Origin of the sequence: Streptacidiphilus sp. MAP12-16 (assembly GCF_041262165.1) — a bacterium.
Lineage (GTDB): Bacteria > Actinomycetota > Actinomycetes > Streptomycetales > Streptomycetaceae > Streptacidiphilus.
The window spans coordinates 367,053-383,408 of sequence record NZ_JBGCBY010000004.1 but is presented as its reverse complement, the minus strand read 5'-3'; the positions used below and the strand labels follow the sequence as shown (position 1 = coordinate 383,408).

Annotated in this window: 15 protein-coding genes; 11 read left to right on the top strand and 4 right to left on the bottom strand. The window is 66.5% G+C overall.

Annotated features, from left to right (window positions below; genetic code table 11):
- Positions 1-367: 367 nt before the first annotated feature.
- The 3 genes from ABIA33_RS07345 to ABIA33_RS07335 form a co-directional block, all read right to left on the bottom strand.
- Complete coding sequence (locus ABIA33_RS07345) at positions 368-1,483, bottom strand: hypothetical protein (protein WP_370078366.1); 1,116 nt, start codon at positions 1,481-1,483, stop codon at positions 368-370.
- A 13-nt stretch (positions 1,484-1,496) separates the two neighbouring features.
- On the bottom strand, positions 1,497-2,852 hold the full coding sequence (locus ABIA33_RS07340; protein ID WP_370078364.1) for an FAD-dependent oxidoreductase: 1,356 nt from the start codon (positions 2,850-2,852) through the stop codon (positions 1,497-1,499).
- Between the two features lie 433 nt (positions 2,853-3,285).
- Positions 3,286-3,900, bottom strand: a complete 615-nt coding sequence (locus ABIA33_RS07335; RefSeq protein WP_370078407.1) for an IS5 family transposase — start codon at positions 3,898-3,900, stop codon at positions 3,286-3,288.
- A gap of 355 nt (positions 3,901-4,255) precedes the next feature.
- Between ABIA33_RS07335 and ABIA33_RS07330 the strand changes: the two genes are divergently transcribed.
- The 10 genes from ABIA33_RS07330 to ABIA33_RS07285 all read left to right on the top strand — a co-directional run bounded on the left by ABIA33_RS07330 (position 4,256) and on the right by ABIA33_RS07285 (position 14,553).
- Positions 4,256-4,765 carry a PhzA/PhzB family protein gene (locus ABIA33_RS07330; protein ID WP_370078362.1) on the top strand — a complete coding sequence of 170 codons (510 nt, stop codon included), beginning with the start codon at positions 4,256-4,258 and terminating at the stop codon, positions 4,763-4,765.
- Between the two features lie 47 nt (positions 4,766-4,812).
- Positions 4,813-5,979, top strand: coding sequence for a 3-deoxy-7-phosphoheptulonate synthase (locus ABIA33_RS07325; protein WP_370078360.1), 1,167 nt, complete (start codon positions 4,813-4,815; stop codon positions 5,977-5,979).
- A gap of 23 nt (positions 5,980-6,002) precedes the next feature.
- Entirely contained in the window at positions 6,003-6,626 is a 624-nt protein-coding gene (locus ABIA33_RS07320) for an isochorismatase family protein (RefSeq protein WP_370078358.1), read from the top strand.
- On the top strand, positions 6,623-8,488 hold the full coding sequence (locus ABIA33_RS07315) for an anthranilate synthase family protein (RefSeq protein ID WP_370078356.1): 1,866 nt from the start codon (positions 6,623-6,625) through the stop codon (positions 8,486-8,488). Before ABIA33_RS07320 ends, ABIA33_RS07315 begins: the two co-directional genes overlap by 4 nt.
- Positions 8,485-8,835: a hypothetical protein gene (locus ABIA33_RS07310; RefSeq protein WP_370078354.1), complete on the top strand. Its 351-nt coding sequence runs from the start codon at positions 8,485-8,487 to the stop codon at positions 8,833-8,835. The genes ABIA33_RS07315 and ABIA33_RS07310 overlap by 4 nt, the downstream gene beginning before the upstream one ends.
- A 14-nt stretch (positions 8,836-8,849) precedes the next feature.
- Positions 8,850-9,671: a PhzF family phenazine biosynthesis protein gene (locus ABIA33_RS07305; RefSeq protein WP_370078352.1), complete on the top strand. Its 822-nt coding sequence runs from the start codon at positions 8,850-8,852 to the stop codon at positions 9,669-9,671.
- A gap of 13 nt (positions 9,672-9,684) precedes the next feature.
- Positions 9,685-10,323 carry a phenazine biosynthesis FMN-dependent oxidase PhzG gene (phzG, locus tag ABIA33_RS07300; protein WP_370078350.1) on the top strand — a complete coding sequence of 213 codons (639 nt, stop codon included), beginning with the start codon at positions 9,685-9,687 and terminating at the stop codon, positions 10,321-10,323.
- Positions 10,324-10,429: 106 nt separating this feature from the next.
- Positions 10,430-11,530 carry a phenazine antibiotic biosynthesis protein gene (locus ABIA33_RS07295; protein WP_370078348.1) on the top strand — a complete coding sequence of 367 codons (1,101 nt, stop codon included), beginning with the start codon at positions 10,430-10,432 and terminating at the stop codon, positions 11,528-11,530.
- Positions 11,530-12,924, top strand: coding sequence for an aldehyde dehydrogenase family protein (locus ABIA33_RS07290; protein ID WP_370078345.1), 1,395 nt, complete (start codon positions 11,530-11,532; stop codon positions 12,922-12,924). Before ABIA33_RS07295 ends, ABIA33_RS07290 begins: the two co-directional genes overlap by 1 nt.
- 114 nt (positions 12,925-13,038) lie before the next feature.
- Entirely contained in the window at positions 13,039-14,553 is a 1,515-nt protein-coding gene (locus ABIA33_RS07285; protein ID WP_370078343.1) for a GMC family oxidoreductase, read from the top strand.
- A gap of 280 nt (positions 14,554-14,833) precedes the next feature.
- Here ABIA33_RS07285 and ABIA33_RS07280 read toward each other — a convergent pair whose 3' ends face one another.
- Positions 14,834-15,286, bottom strand: a complete 453-nt coding sequence (locus tag ABIA33_RS07280; RefSeq protein ID WP_370078341.1) for a MarR family winged helix-turn-helix transcriptional regulator — start codon at positions 15,284-15,286, stop codon at positions 14,834-14,836.
- Between the two features lie 80 nt (positions 15,287-15,366).
- Between ABIA33_RS07280 and ABIA33_RS07275 the strand changes: the two genes are divergently transcribed.
- Positions 15,367-16,266 (top strand): alpha/beta hydrolase, encoded by a 900-nt coding sequence (locus ABIA33_RS07275; RefSeq protein WP_370078339.1) that lies wholly within the window; start codon positions 15,367-15,369, stop codon positions 16,264-16,266.
- Positions 16,267-16,356 lie beyond the last annotated feature (90 nt).

Genomic DNA, 16,356 nt, shown 5'->3' with positions numbered 1-16,356 from the left:
TGGCGGGGGGGGGGGGGGGGGGCGCGGCCACATCTGTGTTCTTTTGCCCGGGGGGGGGGGGGGGGGGGGGGGGGGGGGGGGGGGGGGGGGGGCCCCCCCCCCCCCCCCCCCGACTGGTAGAAGACGAGCGGGCCTTGATTGTTCGTGAAATCTTCGAGATTTTCACAAATAATCAATTTTATTTGCCCTGGGGCCGAGCCTCAGGCCCCTCGTTCCTGCACGTCACCGCCGCTTCCTTGGCTGAACTCGACGGGAGTTCAGCCAAGGAAGCTCGCCGTGAGGTACGGCGAGCGCCGCGCCCGGTGCATTCACGGCCGCGCCCCAACCTCCTGAAGCAGCATGCAGATACTAGTGGCACACCGGCGGTTCATGATGCGACGGACGCTGCCGGATCGTTCCCGATAGTGGCCTCGGCGATGTCATCCTGCGGGGAAGTTCGAGCGACCGTCGCAAAGTTGAACGCCTTGTCGCGAATGGTGATTGTCCACGAGAGTCCAGACCTCTTGCCCACGGTAAGTCCCAACACGATGAGCGGCATATGCCACTCGTACTTCACGAGCGTGCCTTGGTCCGCATGGGTGTCCGAGCCGTCGTGCGCCGATACATTGCCGTAGTTGTTGACGGCAAAGACGTCGGGCGTGGCAATCATCTTCCCGATTCTGGCCTGGCCGGCTTCAATGAAGTCTTCTCGCCGCTCGACGCGAGACAGCAGGTCAATCTGCCGTTGCTCCTCGGCGCGATAGTAGTCACGGATCTGGATTCCCGTGCTTTGCGTGATTACGCTTCGCGGCACTGTCAGAAACTGAAGCGAGTTGCCGAGGGGCAGCTTCGGCGAGTAAAGACTGTTCTTGAGGACGAACATGTTTCCGCTATCGCGGTGAAGGAAATCCTTCTTCATTCTTTCCAAAAAGGGGCCGATCGTGGTCGGCGAGTCACAGCTTTCGGTGAACGTGACGGGGAGTTCTTTGGTCGCACCGGCGGGCGGAGTCTCAACGGGCGGCAAGAAGTCTGCCAGCTCATCGGATCGGATCCCCAGCTCTGCGAGGCCCTGGACGATCTGGAAGCCGTCCTGCCGAGTCTTCAGGGTCCTCATCAGCGCCTGGTGGAATCGGAAGGTTTTGTATCCGTCTTGCAGCGGAAACGGCACGCACGTAAAGATGCCCTGCAGGTGCGGGTCGGAGCGGTAGGTGACGGAAGCGAGCAGAAAGCTGTCGTAGTAGCTTTCGTACTTTTCCGCAAGGAGTCCTTGGAAGGACGAGAGGGGGAAATCCTCAGGAGTGTCGAAGGTCAGCTCCACCAAGTGGCACTTGGAGAAGAGCGGATTCCCCCGAAAGAAGTGCGTCATGGCCTCCTCGAACTCGGTGAGATCGAAGGCCCTGTCAACCTTGTACGTTGAGAGCGACGGAAAGAACTGTGACGCATTGATGAACGAGAACGTGGTCAGGGAGAGCCGAAGGACTTTGTCGGCGATGGAGAGGGTCATTTGGTTACCTCCATTAACTGGTGTGCGCCGGGAGGCGCCGTCGGCGATTTCCCGCCAAAACGCGCCACATGGTGCCCGGGGTGCACAGTGTTGTCGGCAGTTCGAGCAAGTACTGGACTTTCAGGAATTTCTCGGCCACGACCATGTCCGTTTCGGCTGCGGCGAGCACCTTGTCCATGTAGGAGTTGATGAGCCGCACGGGAAGTGGTCTCGGGCCTTCGATCTGAGGTAGGGCCAGGTCGCTGCCGGTCGCCATCTGCCAGGCGACGCCGATGGGTTTGGCGGCCTTGCGGAAGAATCGTTGCGCGACCTGATCCAGGTCACCGCTCAGCGAGTCACGCAGCGCCATTGCCTGGAGCGAGGCCACCGTCATCCCCTGGGCGTAGATGGGGTTGAAGCTGGATATCGCATCGCCCACCACCAGCAGCCTGCGCGGGAATCGGGTCAGCTTCTCATAGCGACGGCGCACGCTCGCCGGGAACCGGTGCGCGGAAATCTCGCTGAGCGGCTCAGCGTCGCGGATCGCCGCGAAGACGTGTTCGGGAACCAACGGCCTGGCGAACTCCACCCACCCGGCCGGGTCGGTCGGCGGATGGTGATCGCGGTAACCGATCAGCGTCAGGACCCAGCGGCCGTCCTCTTCCTCCAGGAATTCCGCGCCCATGGGGCTCCCCGGTGCGTGCCCGATGATCACGACCTTCTCACGGCCCATCGAACCAGGGGCCGGCCGCAGATACCGGCTGGTGTACATGATGTCGACGTCGATACGGTCCTCGCGCGGCGGCTCGTATCCCATCTCGACCAGCCACTTGGTGGTCCGTCCAGACCGGCCGGTTGCGTCCACCACCAGATCGGCGGGGATCACATCCTCAGAGCCGCCCTCGTACCTGACACGCGCACCGGTGACAGCGCCATTGTCCGAGGTGGTCTCGAGGCCGGTGACCTGGCACTGGTCGATCAGCTTGATCTGCGCAAGAGCCCCGATCCGGGCGCGGAGCCGACTCTCCAAATGCGGCCGGCTCGGCTGGTAGGTGCGGGACAGATCGGCGTACTCGCCGTCCATGCACAACAAGTGCCCGCCCAAGCGCATCCGCAGCTCGGCAGGTCCGTCGATGACTGGCGCGCCACCGGCAACGAAGTCGTCGAGTATCCCGGGGAACAGCTCCTCGAAGATCTTCGCACCCTTGGAGAGCAGGCCATGAGCGTGGCGGCCCTGCGGCACACCTCGCCGCTGAGTCCTCTGCCCGTCCGGCAGCTGGTCACGCTCTATCACCGTTACCCGTTCGAATGCCTCGGAGAGCACCCGGGCGGCAAGCAGACCCGAGATACTCGCGCCCAGCACCACCGCATGTTCACCGATACGCTTCACTGGAATTCCTTCTGGTTGGGCAAGTGTCTTGTGTGGGGTATGTCATGCGATATATGGGTGGTCGCGGCCGATGCTCGGGCGATAGTTTCCCGAATCCTTCGATACGGATATCATCGAGGTGTTTGGTACGCACCGCGAATATAAGTGCCCCATAGGTTTGGCCACCGCACGTGGCGCAGTATTGGCTTGTTCGTTCCATCGAGCGCGGCTCGCGTGGCCGAAATTCACGTCGGATGCGAGGCTCCAGCGCGCGCCGGCGACCAGGCTGGCGGCACGTCTCCGGGCACCGGTGCCGGGCCGGAGCTCCGGGCTGCCGGTAGTAGTCGTGGGCGTCCCTCGCACAGGGGATAGGAGCGCAGGCCGGCCGGCAGGCGGGCCGACTCCCGGACGGTCGACTGGCCGTCGCCCTGAGCCTCGATCGGTGGATCGGGGCTCAGAGCTCGTAACACGACCACGGTGTCGGCTTGTTGATCCTTCGCCAGCAGATGAGGGTGCATGCGAGTGAGACGAGTGAGTCGTGGAGGTCGAGGCGTCGTTCCCAGCGGGTGGCGAGAGGCTTGAACTGGTGGAGCAGGGCGAAGGTCTGCTCGATGACGTAGCGGAGCTTGCCGAGGCCGCGGATGTTGGGCTCGCCTCGACGGGAGATGACAGGCAGGATCCGACGCCGGGTCAGCTCGCGTCGGACGTGCCGACTGTCGTAACCCTTGTCACCGAGAAGGGACTCGGGCCGCTGGGGTGGCCGACCCGGTCGGCCGGCCACGGAGGGGACACCGTCGACCAGGGCGAGGGCCTGGGTGATGTCGGGGACGTTGCCGCCGGTCGTGATCACTTTCAGCGGCGTGCCGCTGCCGTCGCAGCTCAGGTGGTGTTTGCTGCCCGACTTACCGCGATCGACCGGCGGCAACTGCTGCCATGTGATGCGCGTCAACAGCACGAACAGGATCCCCTGCAGGCACAGCCGGTCGTCCACCGGCCGCGGTCCCGGGGAGCGCTCCGGCCACGGCGGCAGGACCGGCTCGATCAGCGCCCACAGCTCGTCATCGACCATCCACGGTGCACTCACACCACCACAACGGACGAATCGTCACACCGGACACGGCCCGCCAGCCCACAACCACAAGATCGTGTTACGAGTACTCAGGCAGAGTCGCGCCTGCCATGGAGTAGATCCTTCAGACGGTGATACCCGCTGGAATCTTTCGGCCAGACAGCGGTGATCGGCTTCCCGAACCAGCCAGGGTTGAGCAAAATCTCGAATACCCGCCGTACGCGGGAGCGGGGGATTCGACAGAAATCTCATGAACCAATACATGATTGTGCTCTTTCGGCGTCGTCGTGACTGGTTGTGCCTGCCCTTGTACGCGCGGTGATCCCGCTTTACTTCGGCACTACAGGAAGATCCAATGGTCGACATCACCGGCACCGCTGAAACCACCGATACGTTGTCGAGGTCCCGCAGCGACGCGGAACTGCGAGCGATCAACCGTGCGGTCGTGGAGAAGTACATGAATACCCGCGGGCAGGATCGCCTGCGTCGGCACCTTCTGTTCACCGAAGACGGCACCGGTGGTCTCTGGACGACCGAAACTGGGCAGCCGATCGTCATCACGGGCAGAGACCGACTGGGTGACCACGGCCAATGGTCGCTCAAGTGCTTCCCCGACTGGGCCTGGACGAACATCGAGATCTTCGACACGCAGGACCCCAACCAGTTTTGGGTCGAATGCGACGGCGAGGGAACGATCCGCTTCCCCGACTACCCCGACGGCCATTACCGCAATCACTTCCTGCACTCCTTCCTGTTCGAGAACGGGAAGATCAAGCGCCAGCGCGAGTTCATGAACCCCTGCGAGCAGTTCAGGGCGCTGGGCATCGCCGTCCCTCAGGTCAAGCGGGCCGACATACCGACCTGAACGCCGTTCGCCGGGCGTCTTCTTATCAATCAATGGAGCAGGTCGTTATGGGAAACATCCTTGCCGACATCGAGAGAGCCCAGGCGCGCCATCAGCCCGAATGGGACAAACCCTCACAGGTCGAGCTCGTACGAGCGATGCTGTTATCTGTCACGCCGCTGGTGACCGCGGCGCAGGTAGAGAACCTCCGCTCCGGCCTGGCCCGCGTCGCTACCGGCGAGATGCAGGTGCTGCAGGCTGGGGATTGTGCGGAGGACCCAGCCGAGTGCACCGCTGGGCACATTCAAGGCAAGACCGGACTCATCGACCTGCTCGCCCAGAACCTGGAGACCGCCACCGGCAAGCAGACGCTGCGGGTCGGGCGGATCGCAGGGCAGTTCACCAAGCCCCGCTCCAGCCGGGTCGAAAAACTCGGCGATGACGAACTGCCGTCCTTCTTCGGGCACATGATCAACGGGCCGGAGCCTACCCACGAGAGCAGGCGTCCCGATCCACTGCGCATGCTCACGGGCTACATGGCGGCGCGGGAGATCATGATGCAGCTCGGGTGGGTTGGGTCAGCGCCTCGGCTTGACGGACCTGTTGTCTGGACCAGCCATGAAGCGCTGCTTCTGGACTATGAGATATCGATGCTCCGAGAGCTCGACGGCGGTCGGCACTTGCTCGGCTCCACCCACTGGCCGTGGATCGGCGAGCGGACCCGGCAGATCGACGGCCCGCACGTCGCACTGCTCGCCCAGGTGGTCAACCCGGTTGCCTGCAAGGTCGGCCCGTCAATGACCGTCAGCGAGATCGTCGAGCTGTGCGACCGGTTGGACCCGGAGCGGGAGCCGGGCCGGCTTTCACTCATCGTGCGCATGGGCGCCGACCTCGTCGCTGACAGGCTGCCCCGGCTCGTCGAGGCTGTGCAGTCGGCCGGGCACCCGGTGGTCTGGCTCAGCGACCCGATGCACGGGAACACCGATTGCGCGGCTGACGGCACCAAATACCGGCTCGTGGGAACCGTGGCCCGGGAAGTCCGCGGCTTCCGGCGGGTCCTGGACCTGGCGGGGGTTCCGGCCGGGGGGCTTCACCTCGAGGCGACCCCCGACGACGTGACCGAGTGCGTGCTGGACACGGCCGAGCTGGGGTCGGGCCCCGTCACCAGCCTGTGCGATCCGCGACTGAACACCCCCCAGGCCATCGAGGTGGTCTCGGCGTGGTCCGAGTATTGAGATTCCTAGAGAGGGAGCCTTTGATGACGGGAATACCGCCGATTGTGTCTTACAGACTGCCGCCGAGGGATGTGCTGCCGGAAAACGCCGTGCGCTGGACTGTCGACCCGGATCGGGCGGTGCTCCTCATCCACGACATGCAGAGCTATTTCCTCAAGCCCTTTGAGGACGGCATGCGCAGCGAATTGGTAAGTAACATCGCCGACCTCAAGAAACGCTGCGGAGAGCTGAGGGTGCCGGTGGCCTACACCGCCCAACCCGGCGGGATGACGGACCGGCAACGTGGGCTCCTGAAGGACTTCTGGGGCCCCGGCATGCGCACTGACGAGGCCGAACGCGCGGTCGTGCCCGAGCTCAAACCCGACGCGGACGACTGGATGAGCACGAAATGGCGCTACAGTGCGTTCTTCGGGTCGGAGCTGCTGCAGCGCATGCGCGCGCTACAGCGTGACCAGTTGATCATTTGCGGCGTCTACGCGCACATCGGTGTTCTGTCGACCGCTTTGGACGCGTTCTCCAACGACATCCAGCCCTTCCTGGTGGCCGACGCGCTCGGCGACTTCTCCGAAGCCCGCCACAAAATGACCCTCGAATACGCGGCACGCTGCTGCGCCATGGTGGTCCGAACCGAGGACGTGCTCGCATGAGCGCCCTGCTCGAGCAGGTTCTCGCGCTGGAACTACCCGCCTTCGCGATCATCCACCGTCCCGAAAGCGGCTCCCCCGGGACGCTGGACATCCTGACCGGCCAGGTGACCGAGTACAAGTCGCTGGGCGACATCCCGTTGGCCGACGACTCCGGGCCGGGTCCCGCGCTCGACACGCTGGTGCTCGTCCCCTACCGGCAACTGGCTGATCGCGGCTTCGCCGCGCAAGACGACGCCACGCCCCTGCTCGCGATGAACCTCACCGCTCGCGACACGGTGCCGGCAGCCGAAGCGCTTGCCCGCTTCCCGCAGGTCCCGACAGAATTGACCGGCGGACACTTCGACGTGGACGACGCCGCCTATGCGCAGATGGTGCGCCAGATCGTCACCGAGGAGATCGGCACCGGCGAGGGTGCCAACTTCGTGATGAAGCGCTCGTTCGTCGCGGACATCGGCGACTACTCCCCGACCAGCGCCCTGTCGTTCTTCCGGCGGCTGTTGGAGCGCGAGGAGAAGGCCTACTGGACCTTCATCATCCACACCGGCCGCAACACTCTCGTTGGTGCGACACCGGAGCGCCATATCTCGCTCGCCGGCGGCACAGCCGTCATGAACCCGATCAGTGGCACGTACCGGTATCCGTCCGGCGGCCCCACCTTGCAGGGGGTCATGGAGTTCCTCGCCGACACCAAGGAGACCGACGAGCTCTACATGGTCCTCGACGAGGAACTGAAGATGATGGCCCGGCTGTGCGATGACGGGGGGCGCGTCCACGGGCCGTACCTGAAAGAAATGGCGCGGCTGGCGCACACCGAATACCTGATCGAAGGCAGGACCAGCCGCGATGTGCGTGAGGTTCTGCACGAGACGATGTTCGCCCCGACTGTCACCGGGAGCCCGCTGGAGAGCGCGGCCAGGGTCATCTCGCGCTACGAGCCGAAAGGACGCGGCTACTACAGCGGGGTCGCCGCGCTGATCGGACGGGACGCGGCCGGACGGCACACACTTGACTCGGCGATCTTGATCCGGACGGCCGACATCGATCCCGGCGGCCGGATGAACATCTCCGTGGGGGCCACACTGGTGCGCCACTCCGACCCGATGGCTGAGGTCGCCGAGACCCACAGCAAGCTGGCGACCCTGCTCAACGCGCTCAAGTCCGACCGTTCATCCGGTTACGCGGCCAACCCGGAGGTCCGCGCCGCGCTCGATCGCCGCAACGAGGGGATCGCGGGCTACTGGCTTCGGGACACGTATGACCGCCCGCCGGCCGGGGCCTTGCTGGACGGTATGACGGCACTGGTCGTGGACGCGGAGGACACCTTCACCGCGATGCTCGACCAGCAGTTGCGGTCACTGGGGTTGTCTGTGGAGGTCCGCCGCTTCGACGAGCCGTACGAGGTGGCGGCCTACGACCTGACGGTCTTCGGTCCCGGTCCGGGAGATCCGCGGATGACCTCCCACCCCAAGATCGCCAAGCTGCGGCAGTCGGTCGACACCGCGCTGGCGAGTCACCGGCCGATGCTGGCCGTGTGCCTGAGCCATCAGGTACTCAGCATGAGGCTCGGCTTCGACCTGCACCGCCGCGAGGTACCCAACCAGGGTGTACAGCGTGAGATCGACCTGTTCGGCGTGCGCGAACGAGTGGGCTTCTACAACACGTTCGCCGCGCACAGCGCGGTGAGCAAGCGAACCGTCGAAGGGATCGGTGTGGTCGAGGTGAGCCGAGACGAGGAGACCGGCGAGGTGAACGCGCTACGCGGGCCGGGCTTCGCCTCGGTTCAGTTCCACGCCGAGTCGGTGCTCACCGTCGACGGCCCGCGCATCATCAGCGAGGCGATACAGGGGGTGCTCGGCCGATGAGAGTGGATGTCGTCTGGTGGGACCTGGCCAGGTCCCAGCAGACCGTCGAATCCCTGGAGAAGGATCTTCGTGACGGCTCCGTCGAGCCGTGGCGCGAGGTCAAGGGACTGCGCCTGAAGCTGTGGATCGCCGACCGTGAACGCGGCCGTTGGGGCGCGGTCATGTGGTGGGATTCGGATGTTCCGGCAGATCAGCCGCTGCCCCCCAACCGGGCGGCCGAGCTGATCGGGTACGCACCCGACCACCGCGCCGGCTTCGACGTCGCAGCGGTGGCCGAGGGGATCGACTCGCTCGGCTTTGCCTTCTCCGCCGGGCCCTCGATATCGGCACAAGCCGTGGAGCGCTGACAATGCACCGATACATGGTCGTAGACGCTTTTGCCAGCGAGCCGCTGCTGGGCAACCCGGTCGCCGTCTTCTTCGACAGCGAGGATCTGACCGGTGAGACGATGCAACGCATCGCGAAGGAGATGAACCTCTCCGAGGTCACCTTCGTGCTGCCGGCCGAGCAAGGCGGCGACGCACGGATCAGGATCTTCACCCCGGTGAACGAACTGCCGTTCGCCGGGCACCCGATGCTCGGCACGGCCTTCGCGCTCGGTCGGACCTGGAGTCGCGACAGGCTGCAGCTGGAGACCGCGATGGGTGTCATCCCGTTCGAGCTGGGTACCCGCGACGGCGCCCCGTGGGTCCAGATGGAGCAGCCGGTTCCCAGTTCGAAGCCCTACGATTTCGCCACGGACCTCCTGGCCGCACTCGGGGTCGAGTCATCGACGGCCCCGGTCGAGATTTACCACAACGGGCCGCGTCACGTGTTCGTGGGGTTGAGCGACGTCGGGGCGCTTTCCGCTCTCCATCCGGATCATCGCGCCCTCTCGCGCTTCCCCGATATGGCCGCCAACTGCTTCGCCCCGGCAGGCGGGGGTTGGCGGACGCGGATGTTCTCCCCCGCCTACGGTGTGGTCGAGGACGCGGCGACCGGTTCCGCTGCCGGGCCTCTCGCGATTCACCTGGCCAGACACGGGTTCGCCGAGTACGGGCAGGAGATCAAAATTACCCAGGGCGTGGAAATGGGACGCGCGTCGGTCATGAGGGCGACCGCCGAGGGGGTCGGCGAGTCAATCCGCTCGGTCCACGTCGGCGGGCACGCCGTCGTGGTTGCCGAGGGAACAATCAATGTCTAGCGGGGAGCCTTTCGTGGACGCCAGTGGATTCGAGTCCCTCAGCGGGAAGGTCGACCTCCCCTTCCCCGAGTACGACGAGCCGCCGTCGGAGCCTCTCCAGCTGGTGCGTAGCTGGCTTTCCGAGGCACGGGAAAGCGGAGTCCGTGAGCCCAGCGCGCTGGCGCTGGCCACTGCGGACTCCCGCGGCCGCGCCTCCAACCGGATAGTCGCTATCACCGATGTCACTGACCTCGGTCTGGTGTTCACCAGCCACAGCTGTAGCCAGAAAGGACGTGAAATCGCTGCTACGGGGTGGGCGTCGGGTTTGCTGTACTGGAGAGAGACCGGTCAGCAGATCATTCTCTCCGGTCCAGTCGTGCTACTGCCCGACGCCGAGTCGGACGCCCTGTGGTCCGCCCGGCCGATTCCGTTGCACGCCATGTCGACGGTCACCGAGCAGAGTGAGCCACTGGAGGACGTCGAGGCTCTGCGCGCCAGGGCACGCAGCCTGGAACTGACCGGGTCGCCCCAGCCCCGGCCGGAGTTCTTCGTCGGCTACCGGCTGCAGCCCGACGTCGTCGAATTCTGGTCCGCGAGTTCGGATCGGCTGCACCGCAGGCTGCGCTATGACCGCGACGCGCTCGAGTGGCGTACGAGCCGGCTGCAACCGTAGTCCCCGCTCCTTCGACAAACCCTCCTGGCGCTCACCGCCTTTCGCCGGTTCGGCGGCATCGTCGTCGTGCCCGGATACACCCGACCCTTTCCATGAGGGAGAGACAATGCCCCATACCGCAGAACGGATCCTGGATCTTCCGTTCGACGTCCAGCCCGATCCGGACGAGTTCATCCGCGCCGCCATGGAGTGGCACTTCAATCCCGAGACCGGCTGCACGTTCTGGCTGGACCGAGCCGCTACTCTCGGCTTCGATCCGCGAGCCGATGTCAAGACATACGAGGACCTCCGGCTCTTCCCGAACGTGGCCGCGGAGCTTCGTGACGTCCGTGGCGAGGACCTGGTTCCCCGGGGATACGGAAATCAGCCCGACGTGATCGGGTTCTTCGAAAGCGGCGGCACCACCGGCGCTCCGAAGCGGGTCGTTCTGATGCAGGACTGGCTGGACCGCATGGTGGGCTGGAGCAATGCGAACCTTGACCGTCACGGTGTGCCGCGCGGAGCGAACTGGCTGGGAATCATCCCGACCGGGCCGCACGTCGTGGGCGCCCTGTTCCGGCGGCACGCCGTCACGCACGGCCGCCATGGCTTCACGATCGACCTCGATCCGCGCTGGGTGAAGCGGCTCATCGCCGACGGTCAGTTCGGGCAGGTCGACGCCTACGCCCAGCACCTCATCGACCAGGCCGCCGAGGTCCTGCGGACGCAGGACGTCGGCCTGCTCACCATCACGCCACCGCTGCTGGAACGGCTGTCCAGGGACGAGAAGCTGGTCGCCCTGGTGAACGAGCGGGTGAAGTGCATCAGGTGGGGAGGTACGACGATGGACACCGACTCCCGGCGCATCTTCAAGACCGAGGTGTTCCCCGAGGTCGCGCTGTGCGGCGAGTACGGAAGCACGATGATCATCGGGGTTGCGGGCGAGCGTGCCGGGATCTCCGTCGACGATCCGTGTGTCTTCGACTCGTTCTCCCCCTATGTGACCTTCACGGTCGTCGATCCGAAGAGCCTTGAGCCGGTGCCCTACGGAGAGCGAGGCCAGGTGCTGGTCAACCACGTCAGCAAGTCCTTCCTGCTGCCCAGCAACCTGGAACGTGACCTTGCCACTCGGATTCCGCAGGTGAACGGCGCGGTCGGGGACTCAGTCGCCGACATCGCCACGGTCGCGGTGTTCGATGACGAGGCCGTCATCGAAGGGGTCTACTGATGATCGACCTGCCCGCGCTCGGTGCAACGGGCGCCTTCCGCGCCAGCAACAGGCAGACGGTCACCGATGTGGCAGGCACTGCCCTCGCGGAACTGAGCCTTGTGCCGCCGTTGTATGTCAACCGCACCATGGCGGCGCTGCGCCGGGGCAGCGGCATGCCGGCCGACGAACGGGCCGACGCGCTGATCCGTGCGGCCACGCTCTTCGCGACCGCGACGATCGACGGCCTGACCGTCGAGGAGTATCAATACGCTGTCAGTCGAGTCGGGGGAGTCCCGATCTCCTCCGTCGTCGCGGCGACCACGACGGTCGCCGAACGAGTGGCGAAGGCTCATTCGAGCGTCCAGTACGCGCGCCCACGGGGGGCGGTTGACAACTGGCGCGATCCGCTGACGCGGACCGGGCGTTCGGTATGGACACGGCGCGGAGACGTGTTCGCCGTGCACGCCGCGGGCAACCATCCCGGCACCCACAGCATCTGGCCGGAGGCACTGGCGCTGGGATACCGCGTCGCGGTCCGCCCGTCGAGCCGCGATCCCTTCACCCCGCACCGGCTCGTGGCGGCACTGCGGAGCGCGGGATTCGCCGACGACCAGGTGGTGCTCCTGCCCACCGACCACGCCGGTGCCGACGCCGTTCTGCGCGGCGCCGACCTGGGGATGGTGTACGGCGGCGAGGAGGTGACCCGCAAGTACGGCGAGGCCGCGACGGTGCTGCCGCAGGGGCCGGGTCGGTCGAAGATCCTCATCACGGCCGATGTGGACTGGCGCGACCACCTGGACGTGATCGTCTCATCCGTGAGCGGCCACGGCGGGACCGGATGCGTGAACACGACAGCCATCTTCGTGGAGGGCGACCCGGCTCCGCTCGCCGAGGCCGTCGCGGCGCGGTTGTCCGCCGCGATGCCCTGTCTGCCGCCCGAGGATGACAAGGCCGTACTCCCCGTACAGCCGGTCGCGGTCGCCAAGGCGATCGAAACGTACCTGCTGAAGAAGGCGGCGGGCGCCCGGCCCTGGCTCGGCGGCGACGGCATCGTGGGCGAACTCGGGGACGGGAGCGCCGCGCTGATGCCGGCCGTCCACCAACTCGACGATCCAGCCGCTCCGCAGGCAGGTATGGAACTGCCGTTCCCCTGCGTGTGGATCGCGCCGTGGACACCCGAGGCCGGTACGGAGCCGCTGAAGAACACGCTCGTGCTCAACGCGATGACCCACGACACCCAGCTCATCGACCGCCTGCTCGACGAGCCGACCATAAGCAACGTGTACCTGGGAAGCCAGCACACCCACTGGATGGATCCCTCGGTACCGCACGATGGCTACCTGGCCGACTTCCTCATGCGGAACAAGGGCGTCATCCGGAACGGACTCCCCGTGCCTGTCGGCCGCCACTGAAAGTGGTTCCGGCGACGCTCGCGTTCGCACCGTGAGTGCGGTTCCGATATCGCCCCCGGCGGCTCGCCACCGGGATGCTCCCTGCCACTCCAACGAGATCGAAAGGGTCCTACCTTGTCTCACTTCGTCGAACCCGCCGACGTCCTGATCGTCGGCGGCGGGTCGGCCGGCGCAGTGCTCGCCGCGCGCCTGAGCGAGAACCCCGCCCGGCGCGTCGTGCTGCTCGAGGCCGGGCCGGACTACGGACCCACCCGGTTCCCCGACGCGCTGCTCGACGCCAACCGCATCGCCGATCTCGATCACGACTGGGGATACACCTCACGGGGCGGGCGACTGAGCCCCGCGATCGTCGCTCTGCGCGGCAAGGTGATGGGCGGGAGTTCCGCCGTCAACGCCGGCGCCGCCCTCCGCGCCCGCGCCCGCGACTTCGCTCGCTGGGCCGAGAACGGGCTCGACGACTGGAGCTTCACTGACGTCCTGCCGTACTTCCGCGCCCTGGAGAACACCCCCACCGGCGAGGACGAGTTTCACGGGCGAAGCGGGCCGATGCCCGTGCGCCAACTGGCCGACTCCGAGCTGACCCCCGCGCATCGTGGCTTTATCGACGCCGCAGTTGCCCTTGGCCACAAGCGGATCACCGACTTCAACGGTGCCGAGCAGGACGGCGTCGGAGCCTTCGCGGTCAACGTCCTCGATGGGATCCGACAGAACACCGCACTGGTCTACCTCACCAATGAGGTGCGTGCTCGCCCGAATCTCACGGTGCACGGTGCCGTCACCGTCGACCGGGTTCTGTTCCGGGGTAGCAGTGCGACTGGAGTGGTCACCGCCGACGGGGTCGTGCACCATGCCGACGAGGTGATCCTCTCTGCCGGGACCTACGGAAGCGCGGCGATCCTGCTGCGCTCCGGCATCGGCCCCGCCGGCGAACTGGCGTCGCTCGGCATCGAGCCCCTCGCCGACCTACCCGTCGGACAACACCTGCAAGACCACCCTTTCTGCCCCACGGTCTATGCACTCGCCCCGGGGCGAGGGGAGATGGCTCCGGCCCTTGGCGCGCTGCTGTGGACCGCCTCCAGCGAGGCCGCGGACGGTGAACTCGACCTGAACATCGTCGCCGTGCATCCCAACGGGGCTCCGTTCATGCCCACCGGCGGTGTCATCGCCCTGTCCACGGCTCTCGTGCTCCCCGACGCGCAGGGCACGGTGCGCCTCGCCAGCCGCGATCCGCTTTCCCAGCCCTTCATCGACCACAACTACCTCGGCACCGAGCGCGACCGCCGACGCATGCTCGAAGGCGTACGAATCGCCCGTGATCTGGCCCGTGACCCGGCACTCGCGCCGTCGCTCGCCGGGCTTCTGATGCCGCGCGAACTGCCCGACGACGCCGAGGAACTGACGCGGGTAATCGAATCCAACCTCGCCATCTACGGTCACCCCACCTCCACCGCCCCTATGGGTGCCGCCGACTCGCCTCAGGCCGTCGTCGACTCCCGCGGAGCCGTGCACGGACTCGCCGCCCTGCGTGTCGTGGACGCCTCGATCATCCCGTACGTGCCCTCCAGCGTCACCAACCTCACCACGATCATGCTCGCCGAACGCATCGCCCACCTCGTCTACAACCACTGATATCCATAGGCTGCCGAGAGGCTGGCCACTCACCTTGATTATTCTGGGGCCGAGCCCCAGGCCCCGCGTTCCTGCACGTCACCGCCGCTCCCCTAGCTGAACTCGACGGGAGTTCAGCTAGGGCGGGGTTGGCCAGCCGACCAGGGCGGCGTTTGCCGGGATGCGTCCGCGGGGTGCGGGTGGGACGTGTGTCGAACGCCCGGAACTGTTTGTCCACTGCCGCCCCACGGCCCTGTGAATCACGAAACACAGGCGGGTAGCCCATTGCTGGGACGCGCTCCTAGCCGGCGGGCATTCCCGCCGAGGCATCCTCCAGCGTCCTGCGCAGCAGGGCGACGGTGGACGCCAACTGCTCCAGCGAGCCGGCTGGCAGCGGCTCGGCGAGCCAGGAGCGCAGCCCGACCTCGAAAGTGGGTGTGGCGGCGGCCAGCAGTTTGCCGCCATCGGGGGTCAGCTCCAGCAGGGACGAGCGGCGGTTGCTGGGATTGGGTCGCCGGACCACCCAGCCGGCGGCCTCCAAGCGGTCCACCCCCTTGCTGGTCGCCCCGACGGTGATGGCGGCCTCCTCGGCCAGGTCGTTGACCCGGCAGTCGTCCCGACTGTCGATGATGCGCAGGAACTCGAACTGGCCCATGGTCAGACCGTGCTTGGCGCGCAGCTGTTCGCCCAGCACGTTGTAGAGCCTCGTCTCGTAGCGGACGAGGTCCATGAACACCTGCGGGAGGTCGGTCACATCCTGCTCCAGATTCGCGGGAATGATATTCTTAGGAATATAGTTCCTAATGAAGAACAGCACTTCACCTGGAGGATCGCATGAGCAAGGCACAGCGCGCGACAGTCGACACCCTGATACGGCAGGCCCCGTTCGACCACAGCCGCCCGCCGGAGCAGCTGCGCAAGGACTTCGAGGCCCGGATGGCCTCGGGCCCGGCTCCGGCCGGGGTGACGGTCACCCCCTCCGTCCTCGGCGGGCGTCCCGCCCTGACCATGGAGCCCGAGGGCAGCCCAGCCACCGGGACGATCATCTACTTCCACGGCGGATGCTGGGTCTTCGGCTCCCCGGTTACGTCCCTGCGGCTCACCGCCGCGCTGGTGCGCCGCACCGGCGTCCGCGCCGTCTCGGTGGACTACCGGCTCGCCCCCGAGGACCCCTTCCCCGCTGCCGTCCAGGACGGCCTCGCCGCCTACCGCGACCTGCTGGACCAGGGCGTTCCGGCCGAGCAGATCGTCCTGGCCGGGGACTCGGCCGGCGGCGGCCTCAGCATCACCACCCTGCTCACCGCCCGCGACGCCGCGCTGCCGATGCCGGCCGCCGCCATCGCCTTCTCCCCGAGCCTGGATGCCACCCGCTCGGGCGAGAGCATGACCACCAAGCACGACGCCGACCCGATCCTCACCCGCGCGGAACTGACCGCCGTCTTCCCCCACTACCTCGCCGGCCAGAATCCTGACCAGCCACTGCTGAGCCCCGCCCTCCACGCCGACCTGACCGGGCTGCCCCCGCTACTGCTCCAGGCCGGCTCCAACGAGGTCCTGCTGGACGACTCCACCCGGTTCGCCGTCCGGGCAGCCGCGGCCGGGGTCGACGTCCAACTCGACATCACCGCCGACGTCCCCCACGTCTTCCAGGGCTTCGAGGGTCTGCTGGACGAGGCCGACGCGGCCCTGGATCGCGCCGCCCGCTTCATCACCGCCGCACTGGCCCGCACCTGAACCGTTCCTCAACACTGCGCGATACCGAGTCCCTAAGGCTTCTCGGTTCCGCAACCGTGCACGCCATGCCCATGCCTCCTAGGGAAGCTC